The sequence below is a fragment of the Pseudomonas sp. X10 genome (assembly GCF_054889225.1).
Genome location: NZ_CM142677.1, coordinates 4,842,980 through 4,869,209, shown reverse-complemented (window position 1 = coordinate 4,869,209; position 26,230 = coordinate 4,842,980). Strand labels below are relative to the sequence as shown.

At 64.1% G+C, this 26,230-nt stretch carries 22 protein-coding genes; 17 read left to right on the top strand and 5 right to left on the bottom strand.

The window, feature by feature from the left end; all coding sequences use genetic code 11:
* Window positions 1–4: 4 nt before the first annotated feature.
* The gene (locus ACYU03_RS22215; RefSeq protein WP_461886763.1) at window positions 5–1,195 is read left to right on the top strand and encodes a pyridoxal phosphate-dependent aminotransferase; all 1,191 of its coding nucleotides are present in this window, start codon (window positions 5–7) and stop codon (window positions 1,193–1,195) included.
* Between the two features lie 28 nt (window positions 1,196–1,223).
* On the opposite strand, the gene ACYU03_RS22210 is transcribed toward ACYU03_RS22215, so the two are convergent.
* Window positions 1,224–1,664 (bottom strand): RrF2 family transcriptional regulator, encoded by a 441-nt coding sequence (locus ACYU03_RS22210; RefSeq protein WP_461886762.1) that lies wholly within the window; start codon window positions 1,662–1,664, stop codon window positions 1,224–1,226.
* Between the two features lie 158 nt (window positions 1,665–1,822).
* Between ACYU03_RS22210 and ACYU03_RS22205 the strand changes: the two genes are divergently transcribed.
* The 13 genes from ACYU03_RS22205 (at window position 1,823) to ACYU03_RS22145 (ending at window position 16,428) form a co-directional block, all read left to right on the top strand.
* On the top strand, window positions 1,823–3,424 hold the full coding sequence (locus tag ACYU03_RS22205) for an ABC transporter substrate-binding protein (protein ID WP_461886761.1): 1,602 nt from the start codon (window positions 1,823–1,825) through the stop codon (window positions 3,422–3,424).
* Window positions 3,425–3,438: 14 nt separating this feature from the next.
* The gene (locus ACYU03_RS22200) at window positions 3,439–4,398 is read left to right on the top strand and encodes an ABC transporter permease (protein ID WP_461886760.1); all 960 of its coding nucleotides are present in this window, start codon (window positions 3,439–3,441) and stop codon (window positions 4,396–4,398) included.
* A gap of 3 nt (window positions 4,399–4,401) precedes the next feature.
* A complete protein-coding gene (locus ACYU03_RS22195; RefSeq protein ID WP_461886759.1) occupies window positions 4,402–5,235 on the top strand; it encodes an ABC transporter permease in 834 nt (277 codons plus the stop codon).
* A complete protein-coding gene (locus tag ACYU03_RS22190; protein ID WP_461886758.1) occupies window positions 5,232–6,875 on the top strand; it encodes an ABC transporter ATP-binding protein in 1,644 nt (547 codons plus the stop codon). The genes ACYU03_RS22195 and ACYU03_RS22190 overlap by 4 nt, the downstream gene beginning before the upstream one ends.
* 10 nt (window positions 6,876–6,885) lie before the next feature.
* On the top strand, window positions 6,886–7,584 hold the full coding sequence (locus tag ACYU03_RS22185; RefSeq protein WP_461886757.1) for an NAD(P)H-dependent oxidoreductase: 699 nt from the start codon (window positions 6,886–6,888) through the stop codon (window positions 7,582–7,584).
* Between the two features lie 96 nt (window positions 7,585–7,680).
* Window positions 7,681–8,784, top strand: coding sequence for a polyamine ABC transporter substrate-binding protein (locus ACYU03_RS22180; protein WP_461886756.1), 1,104 nt, complete (start codon window positions 7,681–7,683; stop codon window positions 8,782–8,784).
* A 48-nt stretch (window positions 8,785–8,832) separates the two neighbouring features.
* Window positions 8,833–10,251 (top strand): aminotransferase, encoded by a 1,419-nt coding sequence (locus tag ACYU03_RS22175; protein WP_461886755.1) that lies wholly within the window; start codon window positions 8,833–8,835, stop codon window positions 10,249–10,251.
* Between the two features lie 53 nt (window positions 10,252–10,304).
* The gene (locus tag ACYU03_RS22170; RefSeq protein ID WP_461886754.1) at window positions 10,305–11,132 is read left to right on the top strand and encodes a LuxR C-terminal-related transcriptional regulator; all 828 of its coding nucleotides are present in this window, start codon (window positions 10,305–10,307) and stop codon (window positions 11,130–11,132) included.
* Between the two features lie 134 nt (window positions 11,133–11,266).
* The gene (locus ACYU03_RS22165; RefSeq protein ID WP_461886753.1) at window positions 11,267–12,289 is read left to right on the top strand and encodes a LacI family DNA-binding transcriptional regulator; all 1,023 of its coding nucleotides are present in this window, start codon (window positions 11,267–11,269) and stop codon (window positions 12,287–12,289) included.
* A gap of 66 nt (window positions 12,290–12,355) precedes the next feature.
* The gene (locus ACYU03_RS22160; protein ID WP_461886752.1) at window positions 12,356–13,132 is read left to right on the top strand and encodes a sugar phosphate isomerase/epimerase family protein; all 777 of its coding nucleotides are present in this window, start codon (window positions 12,356–12,358) and stop codon (window positions 13,130–13,132) included.
* Window positions 13,125–14,075: a sugar kinase gene (locus ACYU03_RS22155; RefSeq protein ID WP_461886751.1), complete on the top strand. Its 951-nt coding sequence runs from the start codon at window positions 13,125–13,127 to the stop codon at window positions 14,073–14,075. Before ACYU03_RS22160 ends, ACYU03_RS22155 begins: the two co-directional genes overlap by 8 nt.
* Before the next feature lie 65 nt (window positions 14,076–14,140).
* Window positions 14,141–15,433, top strand: coding sequence for an MFS transporter (locus tag ACYU03_RS22150; RefSeq protein WP_461886750.1), 1,293 nt, complete (start codon window positions 14,141–14,143; stop codon window positions 15,431–15,433).
* Window positions 15,434–15,444: 11 nt separating this feature from the next.
* A complete protein-coding gene (locus tag ACYU03_RS22145; RefSeq protein ID WP_461886749.1) occupies window positions 15,445–16,428 on the top strand; it encodes a 2-hydroxyacid dehydrogenase in 984 nt (327 codons plus the stop codon).
* 46 nt (window positions 16,429–16,474) lie between these two features.
* Here the strand turns inward: ACYU03_RS22145 and ACYU03_RS22140 are convergent, their stop codons facing one another.
* The 3 genes from ACYU03_RS22140 to ACYU03_RS22130 all read right to left on the bottom strand — a co-directional run bounded on the left by ACYU03_RS22140 (window position 16,475) and on the right by ACYU03_RS22130 (window position 20,285).
* Window positions 16,475–18,454, bottom strand: a complete 1,980-nt coding sequence (locus ACYU03_RS22140) for an amidohydrolase (RefSeq protein WP_461886748.1) — start codon at window positions 18,452–18,454, stop codon at window positions 16,475–16,477.
* Window positions 18,455–18,594: 140 nt separating this feature from the next.
* Window positions 18,595–19,248, bottom strand: a complete 654-nt coding sequence (locus ACYU03_RS22135) for a hydrolase (protein WP_461886747.1) — start codon at window positions 19,246–19,248, stop codon at window positions 18,595–18,597.
* 110 nt (window positions 19,249–19,358) lie between these two features.
* A complete protein-coding gene (locus tag ACYU03_RS22130) occupies window positions 19,359–20,285 on the bottom strand; it encodes a LysR family transcriptional regulator (RefSeq protein WP_461886746.1) in 927 nt (308 codons plus the stop codon).
* A 191-nt stretch (window positions 20,286–20,476) separates the two neighbouring features.
* Here ACYU03_RS22130 and ACYU03_RS22125 point away from each other — a divergent pair, with 191 nt between their 5' ends.
* Together ACYU03_RS22125 and ACYU03_RS22120 are read left to right on the top strand one after the other, a co-directional pair.
* The gene (locus ACYU03_RS22125) at window positions 20,477–21,361 is read left to right on the top strand and encodes a helix-turn-helix domain-containing protein (protein WP_461886745.1); all 885 of its coding nucleotides are present in this window, start codon (window positions 20,477–20,479) and stop codon (window positions 21,359–21,361) included.
* Window positions 21,362–21,460: 99 nt separating this feature from the next.
* Entirely contained in the window at window positions 21,461–22,024 is a 564-nt protein-coding gene (locus tag ACYU03_RS22120) for an antibiotic biosynthesis monooxygenase (RefSeq protein WP_461886744.1), read from the top strand.
* A gap of 36 nt (window positions 22,025–22,060) precedes the next feature.
* Here the strand turns inward: ACYU03_RS22120 and ACYU03_RS22115 are convergent, their stop codons facing one another.
* The gene (locus ACYU03_RS22115; RefSeq protein ID WP_461886743.1) at window positions 22,061–23,557 is read right to left on the bottom strand and encodes a methylenetetrahydrofolate reductase C-terminal domain-containing protein; all 1,497 of its coding nucleotides are present in this window, start codon (window positions 23,555–23,557) and stop codon (window positions 22,061–22,063) included.
* Between the two features lie 352 nt (window positions 23,558–23,909).
* Here ACYU03_RS22115 and metE point away from each other — a divergent pair, with 352 nt between their 5' ends.
* A complete protein-coding gene (gene metE, locus ACYU03_RS22110; RefSeq protein WP_461886742.1) occupies window positions 23,910–26,213 on the top strand; it encodes a 5-methyltetrahydropteroyltriglutamate--homocysteine S-methyltransferase in 2,304 nt (767 codons plus the stop codon).
* Window positions 26,214–26,230 lie beyond the last annotated feature (17 nt).

Genomic DNA, 26,230 nt, shown 5'->3' with positions numbered 1-26,230 from the left:
TGCCATGCGCTTTTCTACTTTGACCCAGCGTATCGCCGGCGACGGTACCGCGGCCTGGAATATCCACTACCGTGCCCTGGAGCTCCGGGCCCAGGGGCAGGACGTCCTGCTGTTGTCGGTCGGCGATCCGGACTTCGACACTCCGGTGCCTATCGTCCAGGCTGCCATCGACAGCCTGCAGGCCGGCAACACGCATTATTCCGACGTGCGTGGCAAGCGCGCCCTGCGCGAAAGTATCGCCCGCCGCCATCAGCAGCGCAGCGGCCAGCAGGTGGACGCCGACCAGGTGACGGTGCTGGCCGGGGCCCAGTGTGCGTTGTTCTGTGCGGCCCAGTGCCTCTTCGACCCGGGCGACGAGGTGATCGTCGCCGAGCCGATGTACGTGACCTACGAGGCGGTGTTCGGCGCCTGTGGCGCGGTGGTGGTGCCGGTCCCGGTGCGCCCGGAGCACGGCTTCCGCGTACAGGCCGAGGATGTTGCCGCGCGCATCACCCCACGCACCCGCGCCCTGGCCCTGAACAGCCCCCACAACCCTTCAGGGGCTAGCCTGCCGCGTGCTACCTGGCAGGCCCTGGCTGAACTGTGCATTGCCCACGACCTGTGGCTGATCAGCGATGAGGTGTACAGCGAGCTGCTGTTCGAGGGCGAGCACATCAGCCCGGCCAGCCTGCCGGGCATGGCTGAACGCACCGCGACCCTGAACAGCTTGTCCAAGTCCCATGCCATGACCGGCTGGCGCATTGGCTGGGTGGTGGGCTCCACAGCCCTGGCCACGCATTTGGAGAACCTGGCCTTGTGCATGCTCTATGGTTCGCCGGACTTCATCCAGGATGCCGCCGTGGCCGCGCTGGAGCAGGACCTGCCGGAGCTGGAGGCGATGCGTGAGGCCTACCGGCAACGGCGTGACTTGGTGTGCCAGCGCCTGGCGGGTTGCCCTGGCGTACGGGCCCTGAAACCCGATGGCGGCATGTTCGTGATGGTCGATATCCGCGAGACCGGCCACAGCGCCCAGGCCTTCTCCGAGCACCTGCTTACCCACTACGGCGTCTCGGTGCTGGCGGGGGAAGCCTTTGGCCCGAGTGCCGCCGGGCATATCCGTCTGGGCCTGGTGCTGGGGGCCGAGGCGCTGGGCGAGGCCTGCCAGCGCATCGCCCGTTGTGCCGCCGAGTTGCTGGAAGGCGCGGCCGCTAGGTGACGTCTGCCGGCTGTCCAGAAGCCTGCCTTCAAGCCAGCTCGGCGTTGTCCTGTGGCTTGTCGAAGGCGACGAACAACTGGTCGGCAGTGATCGTGCCCAGGTCCAGGCGCATGTTGTGCTCGAGCATGGCGAACAGACGAGTGAACACCTCGTAGACCTTGCAATGGTCCTCCATGCCCGAGAACGGGTTGTCGATCTTCTCGGCGATCAGTGAGCTTTCCTGCACGGCGTCGTACACCTCGCGCAGGGTGATCTGGTTGGCCGGACGGGCCAGGGTCAGGCCGCCGTGGGCGCCCCGCCAGGATTTGAGGATATTGGCCTTGACCATCTGCGATGCCAGGTTACGCACCCGCGCGGGGTGGACCTTGACCCATTTGGCGATGGTATCGGTGCGCAGCTTCTGCGGTGCATTGGCCGCCACGAAGGAGAGGATGTAGGAGGCGGTGATCAGGCGGGTCGACTGGCTCATGGGCAAATGGAGTCCCTGGCAAAAAGCGATTATTGCATCCTTCGCAATCCCCTGGTCAGCGCCTGGAATTGTCATTGTGCAGTGGCTAATGTATTTGTTACGGTGACAATTGCAATTGTAGCACTTCATTCTCTCTGCGGTTCAACAGGGGCAATGCCATGAGCGATAACAACAACAAAAGTCCTCACCTGATACCCGGCTGCGGCTTTCCGCGCCGTGACTTCCTGCGCTACAGCGCTGCTGCCGCAGCCATGGCCGGGGCGGCGAGCTTCGGTTTGCCATTGGCCGTGCGGGCCGCCGATGCCACGCCCAAGCCAAGCGGCACCTTGCGCCTTGGGCTGGCAGGCGGCAGCACCACCGATTCCAAGGACCCGGGCTCCTGGACCGACACGTTCACCTTCGTCGGCTTTTCGGCGGTGTACAACACCCTGAGCGAGATCGACGTGGACGGCAGCGCCATTCCCGAACTGGCCGAGCATTGGGAGTCCAGCCCGGACGCGCGGGTCTGGACCTTCCGCTTGCGCAAGGGCGTGAACTTCCACGATGGCAAGCCGTTGACCGCCGAGGACGTGGTGCTATCGATCCAGCACCACCTGGGGGAGCGTTCCACGTCGGCGGCCAAGACCGTGCTCGGCGATGTCGCCGAGGTGCGTGCCCAGGGCGATGACACGGTGGTGTTCGAGTTGCATTCGGGCAATGCCGATTTCGCCTATGTAGTCGCCGACTACCACTTGGTGATCCTGCCCACCAGGGACGGCAAGGCTGACTGGCAAGCGGGCGTGGGAACCGGTGGCTACCACCTGAAGTCGTTCGAGCCGGGCGTGCGCATGGAGCTGGAGCGCAACCCCGATTACTGGAAAGAGGGCCGGGCGCATTTCGCCGCTGCCGAACTGCTGGCCATCGCTGACGGCACCGCGCGGGTCAATGCCCTGGTTACCGGACAGGTGGATGTGATCAACAAGGTCGATCTCAAGACCGTGGCGCTGCTCAAGCGCAACCCCAAGCTGGTCATCGAGGAAACCAAGGGCGCCCAGCACTACACCTTCCCCATGCTCTGCGACAGCACGCAGTTCCAGGACAACAACGTGCGCATGGCGCTCAAGCATGCGATCGACCGCCAGGCTCTGCTGACCTCGGTGCTGCGCGGCTACGGGCAGATCGGCAATGACCATCCGATCCAGCCGGGCAGCCGTTTCATCAATAGTGAGCTGGAGCAGCGCAGCTACGATCCGGACAAGGCGCGCTTCTACCTGCGCCAGGCTGGGATGGACGCCCTCAAGGTGCGCTTGCAGGCGTCGGACGCGGCCTACACCGGCGCGGTGGATGCCTCGGTGCTGTTCAAGGAGCAGGCCCGCCAGGCCGGCATCGACATCGACGTGGTGCGCGAGCCGGTGGATGGCTACTTCGCCAACGTCTGGATGAAGCAGCCTTTCACCACCTCGTTCTGGTACAGCAGCCTGACCGCCGACCGCATGTTCAGCATCGGTTACGCCAAGGGCGCGGCCTGGAACGAAACACACTGGGACAACCTGCGTTTCAACCAGTTGCTCAACGCCGCTCGGGGTGAGCTCAACGAGCCGCTGCGCCGCGAGATGTACAACGAGATGCAGACGCTATGTCGCGACGACGGCGGGGCCATCGTGCCGCTGTTCGCCAGCTCCGTGGCGGCCCGTTCGACCCGTGTGGCCCACGGCGGCGTGACCGCTCCCTATGGTGAGCTGGACGGCCTGCGGGTCATCGAGCGTTGGTGGCAGGCCTGAGCAGGAGGCATCGCATGAACAGTCTTGCAAAACTCCTGCTTCAGCGCTTGCTGCTTGGCCTGGTGTCGCTGCTGGCGGTGGCGGTGGTGATCTTCCTGGCCGTGGGCCTGCTGCCGGGCGACATCGCCCAGGCGATGCTCGGCCAGTCGGCAACGCCGGAAACAGTGGCCGCGTTCCGGGCCCAACTGGGCCTGGATTTGTCGCCGCTGGAGCGCTTCACGCGCTGGGCCTGGCATCTGCTGCAAGGTGATCTGGGCGTGTCTCTGGCCAACCAGCGTCCAATCGCCGAACTGGTCGGCGCGCGCCTGGGCAACACCTTCAGCCTGGCCTTGCTGGCGGCATTGATTTCCGTGCCGGTGGCGCTGCTGCTCGGCATGCTCGCCGCGTTGTACCGCAATAGCTGGTTCGACCGTTTGCTCAACACCGGGGCGCTGAGCGCAGTGTCCTTCCCCGAGTTCTTCGTTGCCTACCTGCTGATCTTGGTCTTCGCGGTGAAGCTCGAGTGGCTGCCGAGCCTGTCCAGCCTGTCCCCGGGGGCTTCCCTGGGCGAGGTGCTAGAGCGCTCCCTGCTGCCGGTGCTGACCCTGAGCCTGGTGGTGGTGGCGCAGATGATGCGCATGACCCGCGCCGCCCTGATCAATCTGCTGGCGAGTCCCTACATCGAGATGGCCCGGCTCAAAGGCATCAGTCCGGCACGGATCATCGTCCGCCATGCCTTGCCCAATGCCCTGGCGCCGATCATCAACGTGGTGGCATTGAACCTGGCCTATCTGGTCGTCGGCGTGGTGGTGGTCGAGGTGGTGTTCGTCTATCCAGGCCTGGGGCAACTGCTGGTGGATTCGGTGAGCAAGCGCGACATCCCCGTGGTGCAGGCTTGCAGCCTGATCTTCGCCGCCACTTACATCCTGCTCAATACCAGCGCCGACGTGCTGTCCATCGCCAGCAACCCACGCCTGATGCATCCGAAGAGGTAGCCCATGAACCTGCTCAAACAGCTTTGGCGGGCGCCGCTGAGCGCCCGTTTCGGCCTGCTGGTGATCCTCGCCTATGTGCTGGTGGCGCTGTTCGCGCCGGTGCTGGCCCCCTATGGCGAGACCCAGGTGGTCGGTGATGGTTTCGAGCCCTGGAGCGCCGAGTTCCTGCTGGGGACCGACAACCTGGGCCGCGACATGTTCAGCCGCCTGGTCTACGGCGCGCGCAACACCCTGGGAATCGCCTTCCTCACCACCAGCCTGGCCTTCGCCGTAGGCGGCCTGTGCGGGCTGGTGGCGGCGATCAGGGGCGGCTGGATAGACCAGGGCCTGTCGCGCCTGGTGGACATCCTGATGGCTATCCCGCAGTTGATCTTTGCCTTGCTGATCCTAAGCGTGGTGGGCACCACAGCGACCTCGCTGGTGCTGGTGATCGCGTTGCTCGACGCCACCCGGGTGTTCCGCTTGGCGCGGGCGGTGGCCATGACCGTAGTGGTGCAGGACTTCGTCGAGGCGGCGCGGCTGCGCGGCGAGGGCCTGTGGTGGTTGGTCAGCCGCGAAGTGCTGCCCAATGCGGCGGCGCCACTGATCGCCGAGTTTGGCCTGCGTTTTTGCTTCGTCTTCCTGTTCATCAGTGCGCTGTCGTTCCTTGGCCTGGGTATCCAGCCGCCGACTGCCGACTGGGGCAGCATGGTGCGCGACAACGCTGTGTTGATCACCTTCGGTGACGTCAGTCCACTGCTGCCGGCGCTGGCGGTGGCGCTGCTCACCGTGAGCGTCAATTTCGTCGTCGACTGGGTGCTGCATGTCGCCAGCGGCCTGAAGGAGTGCGGAGCATGAACACCACTGACAGCAAGCCCTTGCTGGACATCCGCGGCCTGCGCATCGAGGGACATTACGAAGACGCCTGGCACCCGCTGGTCAAGGGCATCGACTTGCACTTACAGCGTGGCGAGGTGCTGGGCCTGATCGGTGAGTCCGGGGCCGGCAAGTCGACCTTGGGTCTGGCCGCCATGGGCCATGTGCGCGACGGTTGCCGGATCACCGGCGGCTCGGTGCACTTCGACGGTATCGACTTGCTCAAAGCCAGTCCCAAGGCCCTGCGCCAGCTGCGAGGGCTGCGCATCGCCTATGTGGCGCAGAGCGCGGCGGCAGCCTTCAACCCGGCGCACCGGCTGATCGACCAACATGTGGAAACCGCCGTGGTCAATGGCGGCGTCAGCCGCGCCCAGGCTGAGGCCGATGCCGTGGCGTTGTACCGCATCCTGCGCCTGCCGGACCCGGAGCACATCGGCCAACGCTACCCGCACCAGCTCTCTGGCGGCCAGTTGCAGCGGGTGATGACCGCCATGGCCATGGCCTGCCATCCGGACCTGATCATCTTCGACGAGCCGACCACGGCGCTGGATGTGACCACCCAGGTCGAGGTGCTGGCAGCCATCCGCGATGCAGTGAGGACTTTCGGCAGTGCGGCGATCTACATCAGCCACGACCTGGCGGTGGTGGCGCAGATGGCTGACCGGATCATGGTTCTGCGCCATGGCAACCTGGTCGAGGAGGGCGCCACCCAGCAGATGCTCAGCGCCCCGCAGCAGGACTACACCCGTTCGTTGTGGGCCGTACGCAATTTTCACGCTCCGGCCAAGCCCGTTCCGCTCGAGCCGACGCCACTGCTGGAAGTACGCCAGGCATCGGCCAGCTATGGCGCCCAGCCAGTGCTGCATGACGTGTCCCTGCGCCTGCACCGTGGCCGGACCCTGGCGGTGATTGGCGAGTCCGGCAGTGGCAAGAGCTCGACTGCACGCCTGATCACTGGCTTGCTGCCAGCTACCGCTGGCCAGGTGCTGTACGAGGGGGAGCCCTTGGCCATGGATTTTCGCCGGCGCAGCAAGGAGCAACTGCGGCGTATCCAGATGATCTACCAGAGCCCTGACACTGCACTCAACCCGCGCCAGCGCATCGTCGACATCATCGGTCGGCCCCTGGCGTTCTACCTCGGGCTCAAGGGCCAGGCCCTGCGCCAGCGCGTGGCCGAGCTGCTGGAGATGATCGAACTGGAGCCGGCGCGCTTCATGGAGCGCCAGCCCCGCGAGCTGTCCGGAGGGCAGAAGCAACGGGTTTGCATTGCCCGGGCCTTGGCTGCCGAGCCGCAACTGATCATCTGCGATGAAGTGACTTCGGCCCTCGACCAACTGGTGGCCGAAGGTGTGCTCAAGCTGCTCGACCGCATCCAGCGCCAGCTTGGCGTGGCCTATTTGTTCATCACCCACGATGTGGCCACGGTACGCGCCATTGCCGATGAGGTGCTGGTGATGCAGCGAGGACGGGTGGTCGATCAGGGTTGCCGCGAGGCGATCTTCACCCCACCCCATCGCGACTACACCGGCCAACTGCTGGCCTGCGAGCCGGCGATGGACCCCGGCTGGCTGGATCAACTGCTGGCCAGCCGGCAACCGACTTCTCCATTGGCAACCGCCTGAGGATTCTTGAATGAACGTCCTGATCGTCCACGCTCATCCCGAGCCGAATTCCTTCACCGCCGCGCTGCGCGACCAGGCCGCGGCGAGCTTCCAGGCCCAGGGCCACTCAGTGCAGGTCAGTGACCTGTACGCCATGGGCTGGAACCCGGTGGCCAGTGCCGCCGACTTCTCCGAACGGGAGAACCCCGATTACCTGGTCTACGCCCTGGAGCAGCGTACGGGCGTCAAGCGCGGTGTCATCGCCCCGGACATCCAGGCCGAGCTGGACAAGCTGCTGTGGGCTGACCTGCTGGTGCTGAACTTCCCGATCTTCTGGTTCTCGGCGCCAGCCATGCTCAAGGGGTGGATCGACCGGGTGCTGGTGTCCGGGGTCTGCTATGGCGGTAAGCGCTTCTACGACCAGGGCGGCCTGGCGGGCAAGAAGGCGCTGGTCACCGTGACCTTGGGCGGGCGCGAGCACATGTTCGGCGAGGGGGCGATCCACGGCCCGCTCAACGACATGCTGCGGCCGATCCTGCGTGGCACCCTGGCCTATGTCGGCTTCGAGGTGCTCGAACCTTTCGTGGCTTGGCACGTGCCTTACATCAGCGACGAGGCACGCCAGGGCTTCCTGGACAGTTACCGCCAGCGCCTGGAGCACCTGAGTGACGACCTGCCGCTGCAGTTCCCACGGCTGTCCCAGTTCGACGAGGCGCTGTACCCGCTTTGAGCCTGTACCTACCCGTTCGGGGTATGGTCCGGGTAGATGAACCGTTCGATAGTGGCTCCGTCAGCTCATCCGCATAACAAGAACGACGGAGGTGCCATGCGCAACGCATTGTTGGCGGTATCCACCCTGTTGCTGGCGTCCTCGGCCCTGGCCGACGGCGCTGGCACAGCGGACGCAAGCAACACGCTCAGGCTGTACAACTGGACCGACTACATCGGCGAGACGACGCTGGCGGACTTCGAAAAGGCCACTGGCATCAAGGTCATCTACGACACCTTCGACGGCTATGAAACCGTCCAGACTAAGTTGCTCACTGGCCGTTCCGGCTACGACTTGGTGATGCTCAACGCATCGCTGGTGCCACCGCTGATCAAGGCCGGGGTATTCCAGGCGCTGGACAAGTCGAAGTTGCCGAGCTGGAGCAACCTCGACCCGCAGGTGCTGCAGGACCTGCAAGCGTACGACCCGGGCGTCGCCTATTCGGCGCCCTATACCTGGGGCAGTTCCGGGATCACCTACAACGTCGACAAGATCAAGGCGCGCATGCCCGATGCGCCTATCGGTTCGCTGGCCATGCTGTTCGACCCCAAGGTGGTGTCGCGCTTCGCCGATTGCGGCGTGACCCTGATGGACGCACCCACCGAAGTGATTCCGCTGGCCCTCAAGTATCTGGGCAAGGACCCGCGTAGCGCCGAGCCGGCCGACCTCAAGGCCGCCGAGCAACTGCTGCTGGGGATCCGCCCGTACGTGCGCAAGTTCGACTCGGTGAACTACCTCACCAGCCTGCCCAATGGCGACGTGTGCCTGGCCCTGACCTGGTCGGGTGACTACGCCACCGCCCAGGCCCGCGCGGTCGAGGCGAAGAAGGACATCAACCTGGACTTCTTCATTCCACGCGAGGGGTCGCTGATCTGGTTCGACAGCTTCTACCTGCCGGCCGATGCCCCGCATGTGGCCAACGCCCACCGCTTCATCGAGTACCTACTGCAACCGCAGACCATGGCCCAGGTGACCGACCACATCCACTACGCCAATAGCAATGCCGCGGCCACGCCGCTGGTGGCGGCCAAGGTCCGTGACGACCGTTCGATCTACCCGGATGCCGAGACCCGCGAGCGCCTGTTCACCCAGAAGACCCACGCTGCCCGCGACATGCGCGTCATCACCCGGCTCTGGAGCACGGTCAAGACGGGGTTCTGAGCCAGCGGTCCGATTGCCAATCTCTTCTTATCACTCAAGGAAAACGCCATGGTCAGATCAAGCACAGCCTTTGTCGCCCCGGTGGCCCCGAACGAACTGGTCGCCGCCGACCAGGCCCATTACATGCACGGCTATCACATGTTCGACGAACACCGTGAACAGGGCGCGCTGAACATTGCCGCGGGCGAAGGCGCCTATATCTTCGACACCGAGGGCAACCGCTTCCTCGATGCGGTCGGCGGCATGTGGTGCACCAACATTGGCCTGGGCCGCGAGGAAATGGCCCTGGCTATCGCCGACCAAGTGCGTCAGCTGGCCTACTCCAACCCCTTTTCGGACATGGCCAACCCGGTGGCCATCCGCCTTTGCGAAAAGCTCGCCAGCCTGGCCCCGGGCGACCTCGACCATGTGTTCCTGACCACCGGTGGCTCCACGGCCGTGGACACGGCCTACCGGCTGGTGCAGTACTACCAGAACTGCCGCGGCAAGCCGCACAAGAAGCACATCATCGCCCGCGAGAACGCCTACCACGGCTCCACCACCCTGACCATGTCGATCGGCAACAAGGCCGCCGACCGGGTGCCGGAGTTCGACTACGCTCACGAGCTGATCCACCATGTGTCCAACCCCAATCCCTACCGGGCGCCGGATGGCATGGACGAGGCCGAGTTCCTCGATTTCCTGGTGGCCGAGTTCGAAGACAGGATCCTGTCCCTGGGTGCCGACAACGTGGCAGCCTTCTTCGCCGAACCCATCATGGGCTCGGGCGGGGTGATCATCCCGCCCAAGGGCTACTTCCAGCGCATGTGGCAGTTGTGCCAGACCTACGACATCCTCTTCGTCGCCGATGAGGTGGTGACCTCGTTCGGCCGCTTGGGCACCTTCTTCGCCAGCGAGGCGCTGTTCGGTGTCACCCCGGACATCATCACCACCGCCAAGGGCCTGACCTCGGCCTACCTGCCGTTGGGTGCGTGCATTTTTTCCGAGCGCATCTGGCAGGTCATCGCCGAGCCCGGCAAAGGGCGTTGCTTCACCCATGGCTTCACTTACAGCGGCCACCCGGTGTGCTGCACAGCGGCACTGAAGAACATCGAGATCATCGAGCGCGAGCAGTTGCTGGAGCATGTCAATGACGTCGGCGGCTACCTGGAGCAGCGTCTGCAGGAACTGCGCGATCTGCCGCTGGTGGGCGACGTGCGTTGCATGAAGCTGATGGCCTGCGTCGAGTTCGTCGCCGACAAAGCCAGTAAGGCGCTGTTCCCGGACGCGGTGAACATCGGTGAGCGCATCCACCTGCGTGCCCAGGCCAAGGGGCTGTTGGTGCGGCCGATCATGCACTTGAACGTGATGTCGCCGCCGTTGATCATCAGCCGTGGCCAGGTCGACCGCATCGTCGACACCTTGCGCGAGTGCATCCTCGATGCCGCCCGCGAACTGCAACAGCAGGGGCTCTACCACGGCGCATGAGCAGTCGGGTGGGGAGGGTGCGGGCGTGGAACGCAGTCGGTAGACTGCGGTCCATGCGCCCGAACAATGACACTACTCACATCAGCCTGCCGCTGGCCCGTCTGCATCAGTGGCATGCCAACCTGCAGCAGGCCTTCGCCCACAGCGACAGCGCCGATGCCCTGATTCACCTGGCGGGCGCCCTTGAGGGGTTGGTGGGCATGGAGTCCATGCTCATCAGCCGCGAGTGCAAGGGCCGTGCGCCGCAACTGCTGCACCAGCAGGGCATTCCCGAGCAGCACCACGAGGCGGTGCTGCAACGCTATTTCGCTGCCGGCTATCTTCTCGACCCGTTCTGCCTGGCCGTGCAGAAGGGCCTGGCCCAGGGCTTCTATCCGTTGGAAGAGATCGCCCCGGACCATTTCTTCGACAGCGATTACTACAGGACCTACTACCTGGGCACCGGGTGCAGCGAAGACAGCTACTACATCGTCGACCTGGACGACGGCAGCAAGATTTCCCTGAGCCTGTTCCAGGGCCGCAGCGGCCAACGCCTGGACAGCGAGCAGCTTGACCTGCTGCGCGCGGTGGAGCCCATGGTCCGCGAACTGCTCGCGCGCTACGCCCGCCATGGCCTGGCAGAAGGCGTGGAGCAGGGCGCGCGGCACAGCGTGGAGCAAGCCTTCGCCAGCTTTGGCCGTGATGTGCTGACGGTGCGTGAGCGCGAGGTGGCGCACCGGGTGCTGCAAGGCCATTCGGTCAAGTCCACGGCCCGGGAACTGGGCATTTCCCCGGAAACCGTGCGCATGCACCGCAAGAACCTCTATCTCAAACTGGGCATCAATTCGCAGTCGGAGTTGTTCGCTCAGTTCATCGGCTGGTTGCAGGGATCCACTGCCTGATGGCAGCAAGCTGTCCGGCGTTCGCGGCTGAGCGGATACGAGCATCCTGACGAACGGCACATTGACGACTAGGTTATGTTTTGCTTTATTGAAACCGGTTTCATCCACCCAGAATAACGACAAAGAGACTTCCGATGACCGATATGCTTCCCGCTTCCCGCGAGCGGGTCACTATCAGCGAAGTGGCGCGGGTTGCTGGCGTCTCCAAGGCCACGGTGTCCCGCTACATCGGTGGCGACCGCCAGTTGCTGGCCGAGGCCACCGCGCAGCGCATCGAAGAGGTCATCGCGCGCCTGGGCTACCGTCCGAACCAGATGGCCAGGGGCCTGAAGCGGGGCCAGACGCGGCTTATCGGCATGTTGGTGGCGGATATCCTCAACCCTTATTCGGTCGCGGTGATGCGTGGCGTGGAAACCGCCTGCCGCCAACACGGCTACAGCCTGGTGCTGTGCAACACCAACCGCGACGACGAGCAAGAGCGCCATCACCTGGTGGTGCTGCAGTCCTACAACGTCCAGGGGCTGATTGTGAATACCCTTGGCCACCATCCCGGCGAACTGCTCAACCTGCACCGCGATGTGCCCATGGTCCTGGTGGACCGCCAACTCCCCGAACTGAATGTCGACCTGGTCGGCCTGGACAACGCCGACGCCGTCGAGCAAGCCCTGGATCACCTGCAGGCTCGCGGCTACCGCGACATCCTGGCGGTCAGCGAACCCCTCGATGGCACCAGCTCCCGCCTGGAGCGCGTACAGGCGTTCGGCGACTCCATCCGCCGCCGCCCGGGCATGCGCCAGCAGATCCTCGAAGTCTCCGATGACCTGCAGGCGCGCCTGGGTGCTTTTCTCGGCAGCAAGGGCCATGGCCCGCAGGCGATCTTCACCTTCAACGGCGTGGCCACCTTGGCGGTCACCCGCGCCCTGCATGAGTCGAGGTGCAGGCTGTTCGAGGATGTCGGCTTGATCGCCCTCGACGAACTGGACTGGTACCCCCTGGTTGGCGGAGGCATCACCGCGCTGGCCCAGCCTACCGAGCGTATCGGGGAGGCGGCATTCGACTGTCTGCTGGACCGCCTGCGCGGCGAAGGCGGCGCGCCACGGCGTATCGATTTCAAGGCCGAGCTGATCATCCGAGGTTCCACCCACTCACGCGACTGAACAACGGGCAGCGATTGTGCCTTGCGTTCGGAAGAAAATGAAACCGGTTTCATAAGGATAAGAACGATGCGCTTGAACCCTGTTTCCATCAGCCTTTCCAGCTACGGGGCCACATGGGTCCGGCAATGCGGCCAGCAGAGCTTCCTGAGCTTGCTGGCCAATGCCGGGGTGGCCCGCGTCGAACTGCGCGAGGAGCTCTTCGACACGGCGCCGGACACGCCCGCACTGGCTGCCGCCATCGCTGAACTTGGCCTGGAATGCCTGTATTCCTCGCCCCTTGAGCTGTGGACAGCACAAGGCCAGCCAGATCCGCGCTTGGCGGACAAGCTGGAGCTGGCGCGGGCCTTCGGAGCCGTGGCGCTGAAGGTTTCCCTGGGCCACTACCATGCTGGCTGTGATGTCTCGGCCCTGGCACCTTTGCTGCGCCAGGACGGGCCCCTGTTGCTGGTGGAGAACGACCAGACCGCGCAAGGTGGACGCCTCGACCCTCTGCTGCGGTTCTTCCAACAGGTCGAGGCCCAAGGTCTGCCGCTGGGCATGACCTTCGACATCGGCAACTGGCAGTGGCAGGAGCAATCGGTGCGGCAAGCGGCCCGCCTGCTCGGTCGCTGGGTGCGTTATGTGCATTGCAAGGCTGTACGCCGCCAGGACGGTCGCCTGGTCGCGGTGCCACCGGAGGCTGCCGACTTGGACGAATGGGCGGCACTGATGAGCGAGTTCGCGCCTGGCCTGACCCGTGCCGTGGAGTATCCGCTGGTCGGGGACGACCTGCTGACGCTGACCCGCGCCCAGGTCGCTTGCCTGTCCCGGCTTGGCCACGCCAAGGAGGTGAGCCATGCCTGAGCATGACGTGCTCTGCTTCGGCGAGACCATGGCGATGTTCGTTGCCGAGCAGACCGGCGACCTGGCGGACGTCGGCCTGTTCGGCAAGCGCATCGCCGGTGCCGACAGCAACGTGGCTATCGGCCTTGCGCGGCTCGGTTTCCAGGTGCGCTGGCTGAGCCGGGTGGGGGATGACTCGCTTGGGCGCTTCGTCCTGGCCAGCCTGCGCCAGGAAGGGCTGGACTGCTCCTGTGTCGAGGTCGATCCGCAGCAGCCGACCGGCTTCCAGCTCAAGGGCCGTTGCGATGATGGTAGCGACCCGGCGGTGGAGTACTTTCGCAGCCATTCGGCGGCCAGCCGGATGTCGCCAGCGCTGCTGCGCCCGCAGTTGCTGCAGGCCCGCCATCTGCACGCCACCGGCATCCCCCTGGCGCTGTCGCCGGATTGCCGGGCGCTATCCCATGCGCTGGTAGACGCCATGCGTGCCGAGGAGCGCAGCGTCTCCTTCGACCCCAACCTGCGCCCTTCGCTGTGGCCTGACCGCGCCAGCATGATCCGCGAGATAAACGCGCTGGCGGTCAAGGCGGACTGGGTGCTGCCGGGCCTGGAGGAAGGCCGCCTGCTCAGCGGTCAGCAAACGCCAGCGGACATCGCCGCTTTCTACCTCGACCAGGGGGTAGGCCTGGTGGTGATCAAGTTGGGCGCGGAGGGGGCCTACTTCCGCAGCGCCCAAGGCGAAGGCTGGGTGGCCGCAGTCCCGGTGACGAAGGTGGTGGACACCGTGGGTGCCGGCGATGCCTTCGCCGTCGGCGTGGTCAGCGCGTTGCTGGAAGGGCGTGCCTTGCCTCAAGCCGTGGCGCGCGGCAACTGGTGCGGCAGCCTCGCCGTGCAGTCGCGGGGTGACATGGAAGGCCTGCCCCGGCGTCACGAACTCCAGGAGCACGACCGGCGCAGGAGCGCCTGAACCTTTTGACCGCCGGCCCGACCGGCACCTGTTGCAACAAAAACAACAAGCTCAGGAGACAAACCATGCAAACGACTAGCCTCGCTCCGCGCCGCTGGTGGTACATCATGCCGATCGTGTTCATCACGTACAGCCTGGCGTATCTCGACCGTACCAACTACGGCTTCGCCGTCGCCTCCGGCATGGGCGATGACCTGAAAATCACTCCGGCGCTGTCCTCCCTGCTTGGCGCCTTGTTCTTCCTGGGTTACTTCTTCTTCCAGGTGCCCGGCGCCATCTACGCTGAAAAGCGCAGTGTGAAGAAACTGATCTTCGTCAGCCTGATCCTCTGGGGCGGCTTGGCGACCCTGACCGGTATGGTCAGCGACGTCTATCTGCTGGTGGTCATCCGCTTCCTGCTCGGGGTGGTGGAGGCCGCGGTGATGCCGGCGATGCTGATCTACCTCTGCCACTGGTTCACCCGTGCCGAACGTTCGCGGGCCAACACCTTCCTGATCCTGGGCAACCCGGTGACCATCCTCTGGATGTCGGTGGTATCCGGCTATCTAGTCCAGCAGTTCGACTGGCGCTGGATGTTCATCATCGAAGGCTTGCCCGCCGTGATCTGGGCGTTCTTCTGGTGGCGGCTGGTGGACGATCGTCCTTCCCAGGCCACTTGGTTGAGCGAACAGGAGAAGTCTCGCCTGGAGGAGACCCTGGCCGCTGAACAGAAGGGCATCAAGCCGGTGAAGAACTACCGCGAAGCGTTCCGCTCGCCCAGGGTGATCATTCTCTCGCTGCAATACTTCTGCTGGAGCATCGGCGTGTATGGCTTCGTGCTCTGGTTGCCGTCGATCCTCAAGCAGGCGGCCAACCTGGATATCGTCCAGGCCGGCTGGCTGTCGGCGGTGCCCTACCTGGCCGCGGTGATCGCCATGCTTGGGGTGTCCTGGGCCTCGGACCGCCTGCAGAAACGCAAGTGCTTCGTCTGGCCGCCGCTGCTGGTGGCGGCGCTGGCCTTCTATGGCTCCTATGCCTTGGGCAGCGATCACTTCTGGTTGTCTTATGCGCTGCTGGTGGTCGCCGGCGCGTGCATGTACGCGCCCTATGGTCCTTTCTTCGCCATCGTGCCGGAAGTGCTGCCGAGCAATGTCGCCGGTGGCGCCATGGCACTGATCAACAGTATGGGCGCCTTGGGTTCGTTCGCCGGCTCATGGTTGGTGGGCTATCTCAACGGCGCGACCGGCAGCCCGGGCGCCTCTTACCTGTTCATGTGCGGCGCGCTGCTGGTGGCCGTAGCGCTCACCGCTGCCCTCAATCCTTCGCAGACATCCGGGCGGGCCAAGGGCCGTGGTTCCCGGCTGGCGATGAACCAATAGGAAATCCTGGCATGAAAAAACGTATCGTCCTCTACAAGTACCTTCCCGACGACCTGATGGCACGCCTGGAACGGCACGCCGACGTGACCTGGGTGGATACCTCCCAAAACGGTGGTTTGGCCCGTTTGCGCGACGCCTTGCCGGGCGTCCATGGCCTGCTCGGTGCCAGCTTGCGAATCGACGCCGGGCTGCTCGAACTGGCGCCGCAGTTGGAAGTGGTGTCCAGTGTCTCGGTGGGGGTGGATAACTACGACATCCCCGAGCTGACCCGTCGTGGCGTGCTGCTGACCAATACCCCGGACGTGCTCACCGAAACCACCGCCGATACCGGTTTCGCACTGATCCTCGCCACTGCGCGGAGGGTTGTCGAGCTGGCGGACTGGGTGCGTGCCGGTCATTGGCAGGCGAGCCTGGGACCGACCCATTTCGGCAGCGATGTGCATGGCAAGACCTTGGGTATCGTCGGCATGGGCCGCATTGGCGAAGCCTTGGCGCGACGTGGTGCGGCGGGCTTTGGCATGCGCGTGCTGTATCACAGCCAGCGGCCCAAGCCGGAGGTGGAGGCGCGTTATGCTGCCCGCCGGCTTAGTCTGGACGAACTGCTGGCGCAGTCCGACTTCGTGTGCCTGACCGTGCCGCTGAACGCCAGTACCGAAGGCCTGATCGGGGCCCGTGAGCTTGCCTTGATGAAGCCTGATGGCATCCTCATCAACATTGCCCGTGGCCGGGTGGTGGACGAGCTGGCGCTGATCGAGGCGCTCGGCCAACGACGCATCCGTGGCGCGGGCCTGGACGTTTTCGTCCAGGAGCCTCTGTCGGCGGACTCGCCCTTGCTGCAGTTAGACAACCTGGTGGCGACCCCGCATATCGGCTCGGCGACCCACGAGACCCGCCAGGCCATGGCGCGCTGTGCAGTGGAGAACCTGCTCAGAGCCCTGGCCGGCGAGCGCCCGGCGAACCTGGTGAACGAGGCGGCCTGGGCTACCCGGCGCTGAGGCCCGTGCTGGCCCTGTCGCTCAGGGCCCCGGCCTGCGCAGGAGCTCAAAACGCAAAGCAAGAGCAACCGAAGGCGCCCCAGAAGCCTTGGAAATCGCTGACCGGCACGTTGGAGCGGCGTGCCCGGTCATGCTGGTGTGCATGCACGGCGCAGGCTCCGACACACTGGTGGACTTGGGCAACCAGCGGCGCGGCGGGTTTCCAGTGGCCGGGCACTTTATTCACCGGCGACCAGTCCGGCAGCACCGGCAGTGCCGGTGGGGCGAGCTTATCGAACTCGGCGGCAGCGTACACCACCTTGCCATCGACCACGGTGAGCACCGATTCGAGCCACTTGATCGACTCTTCATCGATGCTGAAGTAGTCCGCGGAGAGCGCGATCAGGTCAGCGAACTGGCCGACCTTGATCTGCCCCTTCTTGCCTTGTTCGCTGGAGAACCAGGCGCTGCCCTGGGTGAACAGTTGCAAGGCGGTGCTGCGTTCGAGCCCTTGCGGGTACAGCGCCAGGCCGCCCACGGTGCGTCCACTGACCAGCCAGTACAGGGCGGTCCAAGGGTTGTAGCTGGCCACCCGCGTGGCATCGGTCCCGGCGCCCACGGGCACGCCCTCGGCGAGCATGCGCTGGATCGGTGGCGTCGCCTCGGCCGCCTTGGCGCCATACCGGTCGACGAAATATTCGCCTTGGAACGCCATGCGGTGCTGGATGGCGATACCGCCGCCCAAGGCCCTGATGCGTTCGATGTTCCGGGGGCTGACGGTCTCGGCATGGTCGAAGAACCAGGGCAGGCCATTGAAGGGGATATCCCGGTCGACCTTCTCGAACACGTCGAGCATCCGCGAGATCGACTCATCGTAGGTGGCATGCAGGCGGAATGGCCAGCGGTGTTCCACCAGGTGGCGCACCACCGGTTCCAGCTCTTGCTCCATGCTTTGCGGCAGGTCCGGGCGTGGTTCGAGGAAGTCTTCGAAGTCGGCGGCGGAGAACACCAGCATTTCCCCGGCACCGTTGTGCCGGAAGAAGTCATCGCCATCGCCGGGCTTGACCAGCGTGCTCCAGTGTTTGAAGTCGGCCAGTTCTTCCTTGGGCTTCTGGGTGAACAGGTTGTAGGCGATGCGAACGGTCAGCTGGCCCTGGTTGGCCAGTTGGCGAATCACCGCATAGTCGTCCGGGTAGTTCTGGAAGCCACCGCCGGCGTCGATGGCGCTGGTGACTCCGAGGCGGTTGAGCTCGCGCATGAACTGGCGGGTGGAGTTGACTTGGTATTCCAGCGGTAGCTGCGGCCCCTTGGCCAGGGTGGCATAGAGGATCATCGCGTTGGGGAGGGCGATCAGCATGCCGGTCGGTTCGCCGCTGGCATCGCGCTGGATCTCGCCGCCAGGGGGATTGGGCGTGTTGCGATCATAGCCGACCACCCTGAGGGCGGCGCGGTTGAGCAGGGCACGGTCATACAGGTGCAGGACGAACACTGGGGTGTCTGGCGCCGCCTTGTTCAACTCGTCCAGCGTAGGCATGCGTTTTTCGGCGAACTGGAATTCGGTCCAGCCACCGACCACCCGGACCCACTGCGGTGTCGGGGTGCGCTCGGCCTGTTCCTTGAGCATGCGCAAGGCGTCGGCCAGCGACGGCACGCCTTCCCAACGTAGCTCCAGGTTGTAGTTGAGGCCACCGCGGATCAGGTGCAGGTGGGAGTCGTTCAGCCCGGGAACGACCGTCCGCTTGTTCAGATCGAGGGTGTGCGTGGCGTCGCTGCGATAGGCCATGACGTCGGCGTCGCTGCCAACGGCAAGGAAACGTCCATCTTTGACGGCTACGGCGCTGGCGGTGGGTTTTTCTGGGTCGACGGTGTGGAAGCGGCCGTTGAATAGAATCAGATCGGCGGTCATGGGGCCCCCTGAATGGTTGATGTGGGCAGGGGCGCTGGCACTGGCGAACGGCAGTGAGGACCAGAGTGCGCCCGCCGCACCGAGTACGGTACTGGTGGCAAGGAACTGACGGCGGCTGTTGCTGGGTGGGTCCTGGCTCATGGCGTTATTCCTCGGTAGGCCGGCATTCCTGCGCGGCCTTCACACCAATGCCCGGCTGCTCGATGGCACGGGCATCGGTTCCGGTCCGGCTCGCCGGTCTCATGCAGCATAGGTGGCTGCCGCCAAAGGGCGGATCGGGATCAATGACCTTCGGAGGCGTTGAACATGGTCTTGGCGTAGATCAGCCCCAAGCCATAGGCGCCGCCATGGGCGATGGAAGTCTGTACCGTCTCGTCGTAGGTCTCGCCACGGGCCCAGTCGCGTTGCAGTTCGAGTAGGTATTGCAGGGCGGTCATAGGGCGCGCACCCAGTTGGATCATGCGTTGCATGGCGTGCTCGTGGGCCTCGTTGGAGACGTCGCCACAGGCATCGGCGATGACATAGACCTCGAAGCCCTGATCCAGCGCTGACAAGGCGGGGCCAACGATGCAGACGGATGTCCAGAGGCCGGCGAGGACGATCTTGTTCTTGCCGAAGGCGTTGACCTCGACGGCGATGCGCTCGTCTTCCCAGGTGTTCATCGTGGTGCGGTCGATCACGTTGTGATCGGGAAATACCGAGCGGATTTCATCGAAGATCGGGCCGGAGAAGCTCTTTTCCGCCACGGTGGTGAGAATGGTCGAGACCTTGAATTCCCTGGCCGCTTTGGACACCAGGGCGGCGTTGTTGCGCAGCGTTACCGCATCGATCGACTTGGTGGCAAAGGACATCTGCGATTGATGGTCGATCATGATCAGGGTGTGGTCGGCCGGGTTGAGCAGGGTCCGACCGGGTGCAGCTTTCGCGATAGCCATGAGAAACAGCCTCTGGTTGAGAGTGATGAAGCTGAACTGTGTGGCATGCGCGAATTCTGGTCTTGCATGAATGGGCTCGATTTGTACGTTTGTGCCCTGCCTGCTGGTGTCTAGGGTGAGCGTGTGTCCTGGGCCCAGGGGGCGCTGGCCAAGCGTGCGCCGAGAAAGTCCAACAAGGCCGTCACCCGAGCCGGTCGCAAGATGCCGGGAGGGGTGACCAGGTTGATGTTGATGCCGGCGAACCGCCAGTCGTCCAGCACCGACTCCAGCGTACCCTTCTGCAGGGCATCCCAGACAATGAACTCGGGCTGCAGTGCCAGGCCCAGGCCCGCCAGCAACGCGGGCTCGATGAGGTCGGCATTGTTGCTGTGGACTCTCCCTTGCACCGGCACGGTGTACTCTCCCTGTGCCGGATGGGTGAATTTCCACCGTTTGGGTGTCGGCAGGTTGGTATAGATCAGGCACTGGTGTTGTTCAAGGTCGCGCGGATGCCGTGGCCGGCCGTGGCGCTCCAGGTATTCCCTGCTGGCCACGAGCAGGCGGCGCACAGCGCATAGTCTGCGGGCCCGGAGGGAGGAGTCGCGCAACTCGGCGATGCGCAAGGCCACATCGTAGCGCTCGGCGACGACGTCGACGATGCGGTCATCCAGGGAAAGGTCCAGCTCGATCTGTGGATAACGTTCCAGAAACTCGGGCAGCAATGGGGCGAGGTACTTCAGGCCGAATGACATGGGTGCGGTCAGGCGCACCTGGCCGCTGGGTATGCTCGCCTGGAGGGAGGCTTCCGCTTCGGCGGCCCGCCCCTCCTCGAGAATGCGCAGAGCACGTTCCCAGGCCTGGTTGCCGGTGCTGGTGAGTTCGAGGCGGCGCGAGGTGCGGTGCAGCAACGTGGCTCCCAGGCGCTGTTCGAGCCGGCTGATGGCTTTGGAGACGGTGGGCTGCGAGATGCCCAGCGCTTGCGCCGCACCAGCGAAGGAACCGCTGTTGGCTACCTCGGCGAAGATCGCCCAGGCTTGCAGATCGGGAAGTGTCTTCATGAAAGAAACGGAATGGATAAGATTCCATTGGTTCTATTTATGTAACCGGTAGTCCTCAATATCATCTTTTTAATCCTTGCGGTTCATTGTGAGGATTCTGTACGGGTCGATGTTCTACTTAGGTGCCCCAGAGGTCCCACGCATCCTGGGAGTGTAGATCCGCAACTGCCAGGAAGGGACAGGTGGTGATCATGCGTCTTACGTCACAGGATTCGGCGGTCATGGAGAAAACCCAGAAACCAGCGACCCCAGGTAGCTACTCGATTCTTCACCGCCGAGAGGAGAATCCGGACCCGGAGCATGTGCTGGCCATTCCTTGCGCCGATGCTTTTTCGGTCATCGTCCAGCTCAGGGACTTTGCCGCGCACAAGCTCTGGCGCGGCCGGGAACTGGTGTTCGCCGGTGGGCATGCGTGCCAGAGCCTGTCGATCGCCTACCTGGGCGATGAGCTGCACTGCCAGCACCAGGCCGGCTATGACAATCTCAGGTTCACTTTTCCGTCGGCGCCGATACAGGCGTTGCTCTATGAGTCAGGTGGTGCCGGGGGGCCAGGCTTCAAGCGGGTCCTGGGGCAGGTCGATCCGGTCGTTTACTGTCTGTCCCAGGCTTTGTTGCCGACGCTGACCACGCCTGGGCAAACCAACCAGTTATTCGTCGACCAAGTGATGCTTGCGATGCTGACCCACCTGGATCAGCACTATGGTGCTGTGGTGCTGGCCCGTGAAGGGGGCAAGGGGCTGGCCAACTGGCAACTGCGCCGGGCCAAGGAACTGATCGCCAGCCATCTGGCCGAGGGGCTCTCGGTCGCGCGCCTGGCTGAAGAGTGCTCGCTGTCACGTAGCTACTTCACCCGCGCTTTCAAGCGCAGCACCGGGTTGTCTCCCCATGATTGGCTGTTGAAGATGCGCGTCGAGAAGGCCAAGACGCTGATGCGCGATTCCAGCCTTTGCCTGTCGCAGATTGGCTTGGAATGCGGCTTTTCCGACCAGTCGCATTTTTCCCGAGTGTTCCTCAAGCTGACAGGTAGCGCACCAGCCAACTGGCGGCGTTTGCAGCGCACCGGTGGCTCCTGGTGAGCAAGGCACAAGCGTCCCAAAGTGTCACATTCCTCCAAGATGTCGGGACAAGGAGTCGCTACTGTCATCAACGACGGCACTGGAAAGAGGGGCAGGGCGATGCCGAATGATATGTCCAACGATATTGCGACCCTGCTGGTACGCCATTGCGTCAAGTCGGGTGGAGAAGTGGCGTATGAGCAGTGGCTGCGCAGAACGGTGAGCGCAGCCAAGGGATACCCCGGTCATCTGGGCGTGGATGTCATGCGCAACCGCGATGGCAACCAGCATCAGTTCACCTCGGTCATCCGTTTTGCCAGCGTCGAGCAACTGCAGGCATGGCTCGAATCGGACGAACGACGCGCCGTGGTCGAAGAAGTGGCTCCCTTGCTGGTCGATGGCGACCGCACAGAGGCCAACGCCAGTCGCGAGTTCTGGTTCAACCCCACTGAGGAGGGAGCTGCGCCGATCCGCTGGAAACAGGCCTGTGTCACCTTCCTGGTGATCCTGCCACTGAGCCTGGTGGTGCCGCTGCTCTGGCAACCGGTCTTCACTCGGCTACCCTGGCTGGGTGGCTATGTGCAGAGCAATGTAGTCATCACTCTCAGCATTGTCCTGTTGGTGGTCTACCTGTTCATGCCAAGGGTGACGCGTTGGTTTGCCAGCTGGCTTGAGGCTCGGTGACAAGAGCGGTCGCTATTGTGGTGACGGGTTCGCCGTTCACTTGATGCCCGCAACTGGCGCGCTGACGGCCTTGTCTGTCCCACTCGTTACTGCTGGTGAGGCCGCGTCGAACCAGCCTGGCCAAGAGCTGCGATGCCGGCTGTCGGCATCGACGCAGGGTATCAAGCGTTCGCTCAACACCGACGTCTGCCGGACGGCCTTGGCCGTTCGGTACTTGACGCTGTGCACGCATTCACGATCTCCGAACTCGCAGCGGTTGAGCCGGGTGCCGCCGCATGGTCCGTTGGCCAGGCCCTTGGGGCACGTCTCGGGACAGATATACAGGGTGTCTTCCAGGCGGCATTGGCCGCAGGTGTCGCACCCTACCAGAGGCCTTTTCAGGCCGCGCTCGATGCGGTGGAGCCAGCGTGCGCCCCCTGGCGTCGACCAGAGTGGACGCTTTACGGCCCAAGCGAATGCCTGGCTTAGCCATGTCGTGCGGCTGAACAGTTGTGAATGGAAACCCGACAGCAGCTGATAGCGTACTTTCTCCCTGCACGAGGCGCGGACCTGAGTGTCGCCCAACTGCCAGTTCGTCCCTGGCGGATGAAACGTCACCGAGGGCAGGCCTGGCATCCGCCAGGCGGCTTCCCAGGCCAAGGTCCATTGTTGCAGCGAGTGAATGTCCGCTTTCCAGCCGGTGATTGCCTGTTCCAGTGCGTGCAACTGCTCCACATCATGAATGCCCGACAGGTGAATCCCCGCGTAGCCCATCAGTTGCAGGCCAACGATCTGCAGGCCCAGGCGGCTGACGCTGCAGGCTTGGGCGTGGGCTTTGGAAACACCTTCTTCCGCAGCCAGGAGCTCGCGCATGGATGGGGTGACGACTACGCCAGCCACATGCTCGAGCATCACCGCGCGGGCGTGGGTCAGGCCCATTACGCACGCCAGCAGGGGCTTGGGCGCGGCCTGTTGGCGCATCCATGCCAAGGCTTCGTGGTGCTTGCGGGCATCGAAGCCCAACTGCAGTGTCAGGAAGTCCGCCCCAGCGGCCAGTTTCTTCTCGGCTTTGAAGTATTGTGCGGCGCCTTCTTCCTCGTGGTACTTGAAGGGATTGAGGGCAGCGCCGAGCAGCCAGCCCGGGCGTGCCTGCCGGACGATTTGCAGGGCAGGCACCGACTCCAGGTAGCGCACCGGCCGTTGGCCCGGTTCGTGGCCGGGCAGCCGATCGCCGCTGAGCACCAGCAATTGTTCCAGGCCGGCGCTGTCCATGCGTTCCAGCTGCGTCAGCAAGTCATGGCGCTCCCTGTCCTTGCCAGAAAAGTGAACCAGTGCCGGAACGGGATGCTTGAACGTGGCGACGGCGTCCAATGGCGCCAGGTCGAAGTTGCCAGCGACGCGGTCAGCGACCGCCGCGATCATCGGCCAGCCGCACAGCGGCGAGCGCTGCATGAGTTGTTCGAATGACTCGAAGCGCTGCGCGGAAGGCTTGGGAACGAACTCCATCATGCAGATGAAGGTGTGCTCGTGGAGCGCTTTTCTCAACACACTCATAGATCGTCAGTACCTGGCCGGATCATATCTTCAGGTTGCAACGGGTCGATAGCGCCGATTGAACAGCAGCGTCCCGCAAGCATTCTGGGGCATTCGGACATCTACCCATGTCCGGGACCGAATGAAATTGCTTCAAAAAAGACATGCAGGCGTGTCGGGCACTCCTGCATGTCGCTGGGAACCGCCGGATGGAGCCAGGCGGGCAATCCGTTCCAGCGGGGCGGGGAGGTGCGCAGGTGTTCCAGGTTAATCATGAGCAGAACTTTAGTTCATCACAAATAAAATGAGTTTGTCTCATGGCGTAGCGATGCTGACAATCCCCTCATTCATTTTTCCATTGGAGGGGTTGGACATGGCATTGGCGCATAACCTGGGTTTTCCGCGCATCGGACGCGATCGTGAGCTGAAGAAAGCCCAGGAATCCTTCTGGAAGGGCGAACTGGACGAAGCTGGCCTGCGCGCAGTCGGCCGCGAACTGCGTGCCGCGCACTGGCAGGTGCAGAAGGATGGGGGTATCGACCTGCTGCCTGTCGGTGACTTCGCCTGGTACGACCAGGTCCTGACCCACTCGCTGACCTTCGGCGTCATTCCCGAGCGTTTCCGTGGCCATGAGGGTGCCAAGCCAACCCTGCAGACGCTGTTCGCCATGGCCCGTGGCGCCGTGGCGACGGACCACAGCGCCAGTTGCTGTGGCGGTGCCCACGCCCAAGAGATGACCAAGTGGTTCGACACCAACTACCACTACCTGGTCCCTGAGTTCACCGCTGACCAGCAGTTCGAACTGAGTTGGGAGCAGCTGTTCGAGGAAGTGGAAGAGGCCAAGGCCCTGGGCCATGCGGTCAAGCCCGTGGTGATCGGTCCTCTGACCTACCTGTGGCTGGGCAAGACCAAAGGCGCCGACTTCGACAAGCTCGAACTGGTAGACCGCCTGCTGCCACTGTACGACCAGATTTTCAACCGCCTGGCGGAGCAGGGCGTGGAATGGGTGCAGATCGACGAGCCGATCCTAGTCCTTGACTTGCCCCAGGACTGGAAGAACGCCTATGAGCGTGTCTACAACATCCTCCAGCGCGCGCCGCTGAAGAAACTGGTCGCCACCTACTTCGGCGGCCTGGGAGATAACCTGGGCCTGGCAGCCAACCTGCCGGTCGACGGCCTGCACATCGACCTGGTGCGCGCGCCTGAACAATACCCAACCATCCTCGACCGCTTGCCGGCCTACAAGGTGCTGTCGTTGGGCCTGGTCAATGGCCGCAATGTCTGGCGCTGCGACCTGGAGAAAGCCCTAGCAGTGCTGCGGCACGCCCATGAGCGCCTGGGTGACCGCCTGTGGGTGGCGCCTTCCTGCTCGCTGCTGCACAGCCCGGTCGACCTGGACCGCGAAGACAAGCTGGATGCCGAACTGAAGAGCTGGCTGGCCTTCGCCGTACAGAAATGCCAGGAAGTGGCTGTGCTGGCCAAGGCCATCAACGAACCTGCCGCCGCCGATGTGGCCGCTGCCCTGGAGCAGAGCCGCGCCGTGCAGGCCAGCCGCGCTGCCTCGCCACGCATTCACAAGCCGGCTGTGCAGGCTCGTCTGGCGGCAATCAAGCCCGCCGACAGCCAGCGTCAATCGGCCTTCGAGCAGCGTATCGCCAAGCAACGTGCGGGCCTCGACCTGCCGGCCTTCCCGACCACCACCATTGGTTCGTTCCCACAAACTTCGGCGATCCGTCTGGCGCGCCAGTCGTTCAAGCAGGGCAAGCTGACCGAGTCCGACTACGTCGAAGCCATGCAGAGCGAAATCCGCCATGCGGTGCAGGTCCAGGAGAATCTTGGCCTGGATGTGCTGGTACACGGCGAGGCCGAGCGCAACGACATGGTCGAATACTTCGCCGAGCAACTCGACGGTTATGTCTTCACCCGCTTCGGCTGGGTGCAGAGCTACGGCTCGCGTTGCGTGAAGCCAGCGGTGATCTTTGGTGACCTGAGCCGTCCGAAGGCCATGACCGTGGAGTGGATCAAGTATGCCCAAGGCCTGACCAGCAAAGTGATGAAGGGCATGCTGACCGGCCCGGTGACCATGCTGATGTGGTCCTTCCCGCGTGAAGACGTGAGCCGCGAGGTGCAGGCGCGTCAATTGGCACTGGCCATCCGCGACGAAGTGGTGGACCTGGAAGCAGCGGGTATCAAGATCGTCCAGATCGACGAAGCGGCCTTCCGCGAAGGCCTACCGCTGCGCAAGAGCGCCTGGGCGCACTACCTGGACTGGGCCACCGAAGCCTTCCGTCTGTGTGCTTCGGGCGTGCGTGACGAAACCCAGATCCACACCCATATGTGCTACAGCGAGTTCAACGATGTGATCGAGTCGATCGCCGCCATGGACGCCGACGTGATCACCATCGAGACCTCGCGTTCGGACATGGAACTGTTGGAGGCCTTCGAGAAGTTCGACTACCCGAACGAGATCGGCCCGGGCGTCTACGACATCCACTCGCCGCGCGTGCCGAGCACGGACGAGATCGTCAAACTGCTGCGCAAGGCTGCCCAGCGCATTCCCGCCGAGCGCCTGTGGGTCAACCCGGACTGCGGCCTGAAGACCCGCGCCTGGCCGGAGACTGAAGCGGCACTGGTGAACATGGTCGCCGCCGCCCGCGAGCTGCGCGCCACGGCCTGATCATCCAGGTGAGTTGC

Excerpts from the sequence above, each read along its gene's own strand:
- ACYU03_RS22135 (WP_461886747.1), bottom strand. The coding sequence starts at position 19,248 with ATGGCTATCGCGAAAGCTGCACCCGGTCGGACCCTGCTCAACCCGGCC.
- ACYU03_RS22185 (WP_461886757.1), top strand. The coding sequence starts at position 6,886 with ATGAACGTCCTGATCGTCCACGCTCATCCCGAGCCGAATTCCTTCACC.
- ACYU03_RS22165 (WP_461886753.1), top strand. The coding sequence starts at position 11,267 with ATGACCGATATGCTTCCCGCTTCCCGCGAGCGGGTCACTATCAGCGAA.
- ACYU03_RS22190 (WP_461886758.1), top strand. The coding sequence starts at position 5,232 with ATGAACACCACTGACAGCAAGCCCTTGCTGGACATCCGCGGCCTGCGC.
- ACYU03_RS22115 (WP_461886743.1), bottom strand. The coding sequence starts at position 23,557 with ATGAGTGTGTTGAGAAAAGCGCTCCACGAGCACACCTTCATCTGCATG.
- ACYU03_RS22175 (WP_461886755.1), top strand. The coding sequence starts at position 8,833 with ATGGTCAGATCAAGCACAGCCTTTGTCGCCCCGGTGGCCCCGAACGAA.
- ACYU03_RS22140 (WP_461886748.1), bottom strand. The coding sequence starts at position 18,454 with ATGAGCCAGGACCCACCCAGCAACAGCCGCCGTCAGTTCCTTGCCACC.
- ACYU03_RS22125 (WP_461886745.1), top strand. The coding sequence starts at position 20,477 with ATGCGTCTTACGTCACAGGATTCGGCGGTCATGGAGAAAACCCAGAAA.
- ACYU03_RS22195 (WP_461886759.1), top strand. The coding sequence starts at position 4,402 with ATGAACCTGCTCAAACAGCTTTGGCGGGCGCCGCTGAGCGCCCGTTTC.
- ACYU03_RS22120 (WP_461886744.1), top strand. The coding sequence starts at position 21,461 with ATGCCGAATGATATGTCCAACGATATTGCGACCCTGCTGGTACGCCAT.
- ACYU03_RS22150 (WP_461886750.1), top strand. The coding sequence starts at position 14,141 with ATGCAAACGACTAGCCTCGCTCCGCGCCGCTGGTGGTACATCATGCCG.
- ACYU03_RS22170 (WP_461886754.1), top strand. The coding sequence starts at position 10,305 with ATGCGCCCGAACAATGACACTACTCACATCAGCCTGCCGCTGGCCCGT.
- metE (WP_461886742.1), top strand. The coding sequence starts at position 23,910 with ATGGCATTGGCGCATAACCTGGGTTTTCCGCGCATCGGACGCGATCGT.
- ACYU03_RS22215 (WP_461886763.1), top strand. The coding sequence starts at position 5 with ATGCGCTTTTCTACTTTGACCCAGCGTATCGCCGGCGACGGTACCGCG.
- ACYU03_RS22205 (WP_461886761.1), top strand. The coding sequence starts at position 1,823 with ATGAGCGATAACAACAACAAAAGTCCTCACCTGATACCCGGCTGCGGC.
- ACYU03_RS22160 (WP_461886752.1), top strand. The coding sequence starts at position 12,356 with ATGCGCTTGAACCCTGTTTCCATCAGCCTTTCCAGCTACGGGGCCACA.
- ACYU03_RS22200 (WP_461886760.1), top strand. The coding sequence starts at position 3,439 with ATGAACAGTCTTGCAAAACTCCTGCTTCAGCGCTTGCTGCTTGGCCTG.
- ACYU03_RS22145 (WP_461886749.1), top strand. The coding sequence starts at position 15,445 with ATGAAAAAACGTATCGTCCTCTACAAGTACCTTCCCGACGACCTGATG.
- ACYU03_RS22130 (WP_461886746.1), bottom strand. The coding sequence starts at position 20,285 with ATGAAGACACTTCCCGATCTGCAAGCCTGGGCGATCTTCGCCGAGGTA.
- ACYU03_RS22180 (WP_461886756.1), top strand. The coding sequence starts at position 7,681 with ATGCGCAACGCATTGTTGGCGGTATCCACCCTGTTGCTGGCGTCCTCG.
- ACYU03_RS22155 (WP_461886751.1), top strand. The coding sequence starts at position 13,125 with ATGCCTGAGCATGACGTGCTCTGCTTCGGCGAGACCATGGCGATGTTC.
- ACYU03_RS22210 (WP_461886762.1), bottom strand. The coding sequence starts at position 1,664 with ATGAGCCAGTCGACCCGCCTGATCACCGCCTCCTACATCCTCTCCTTC.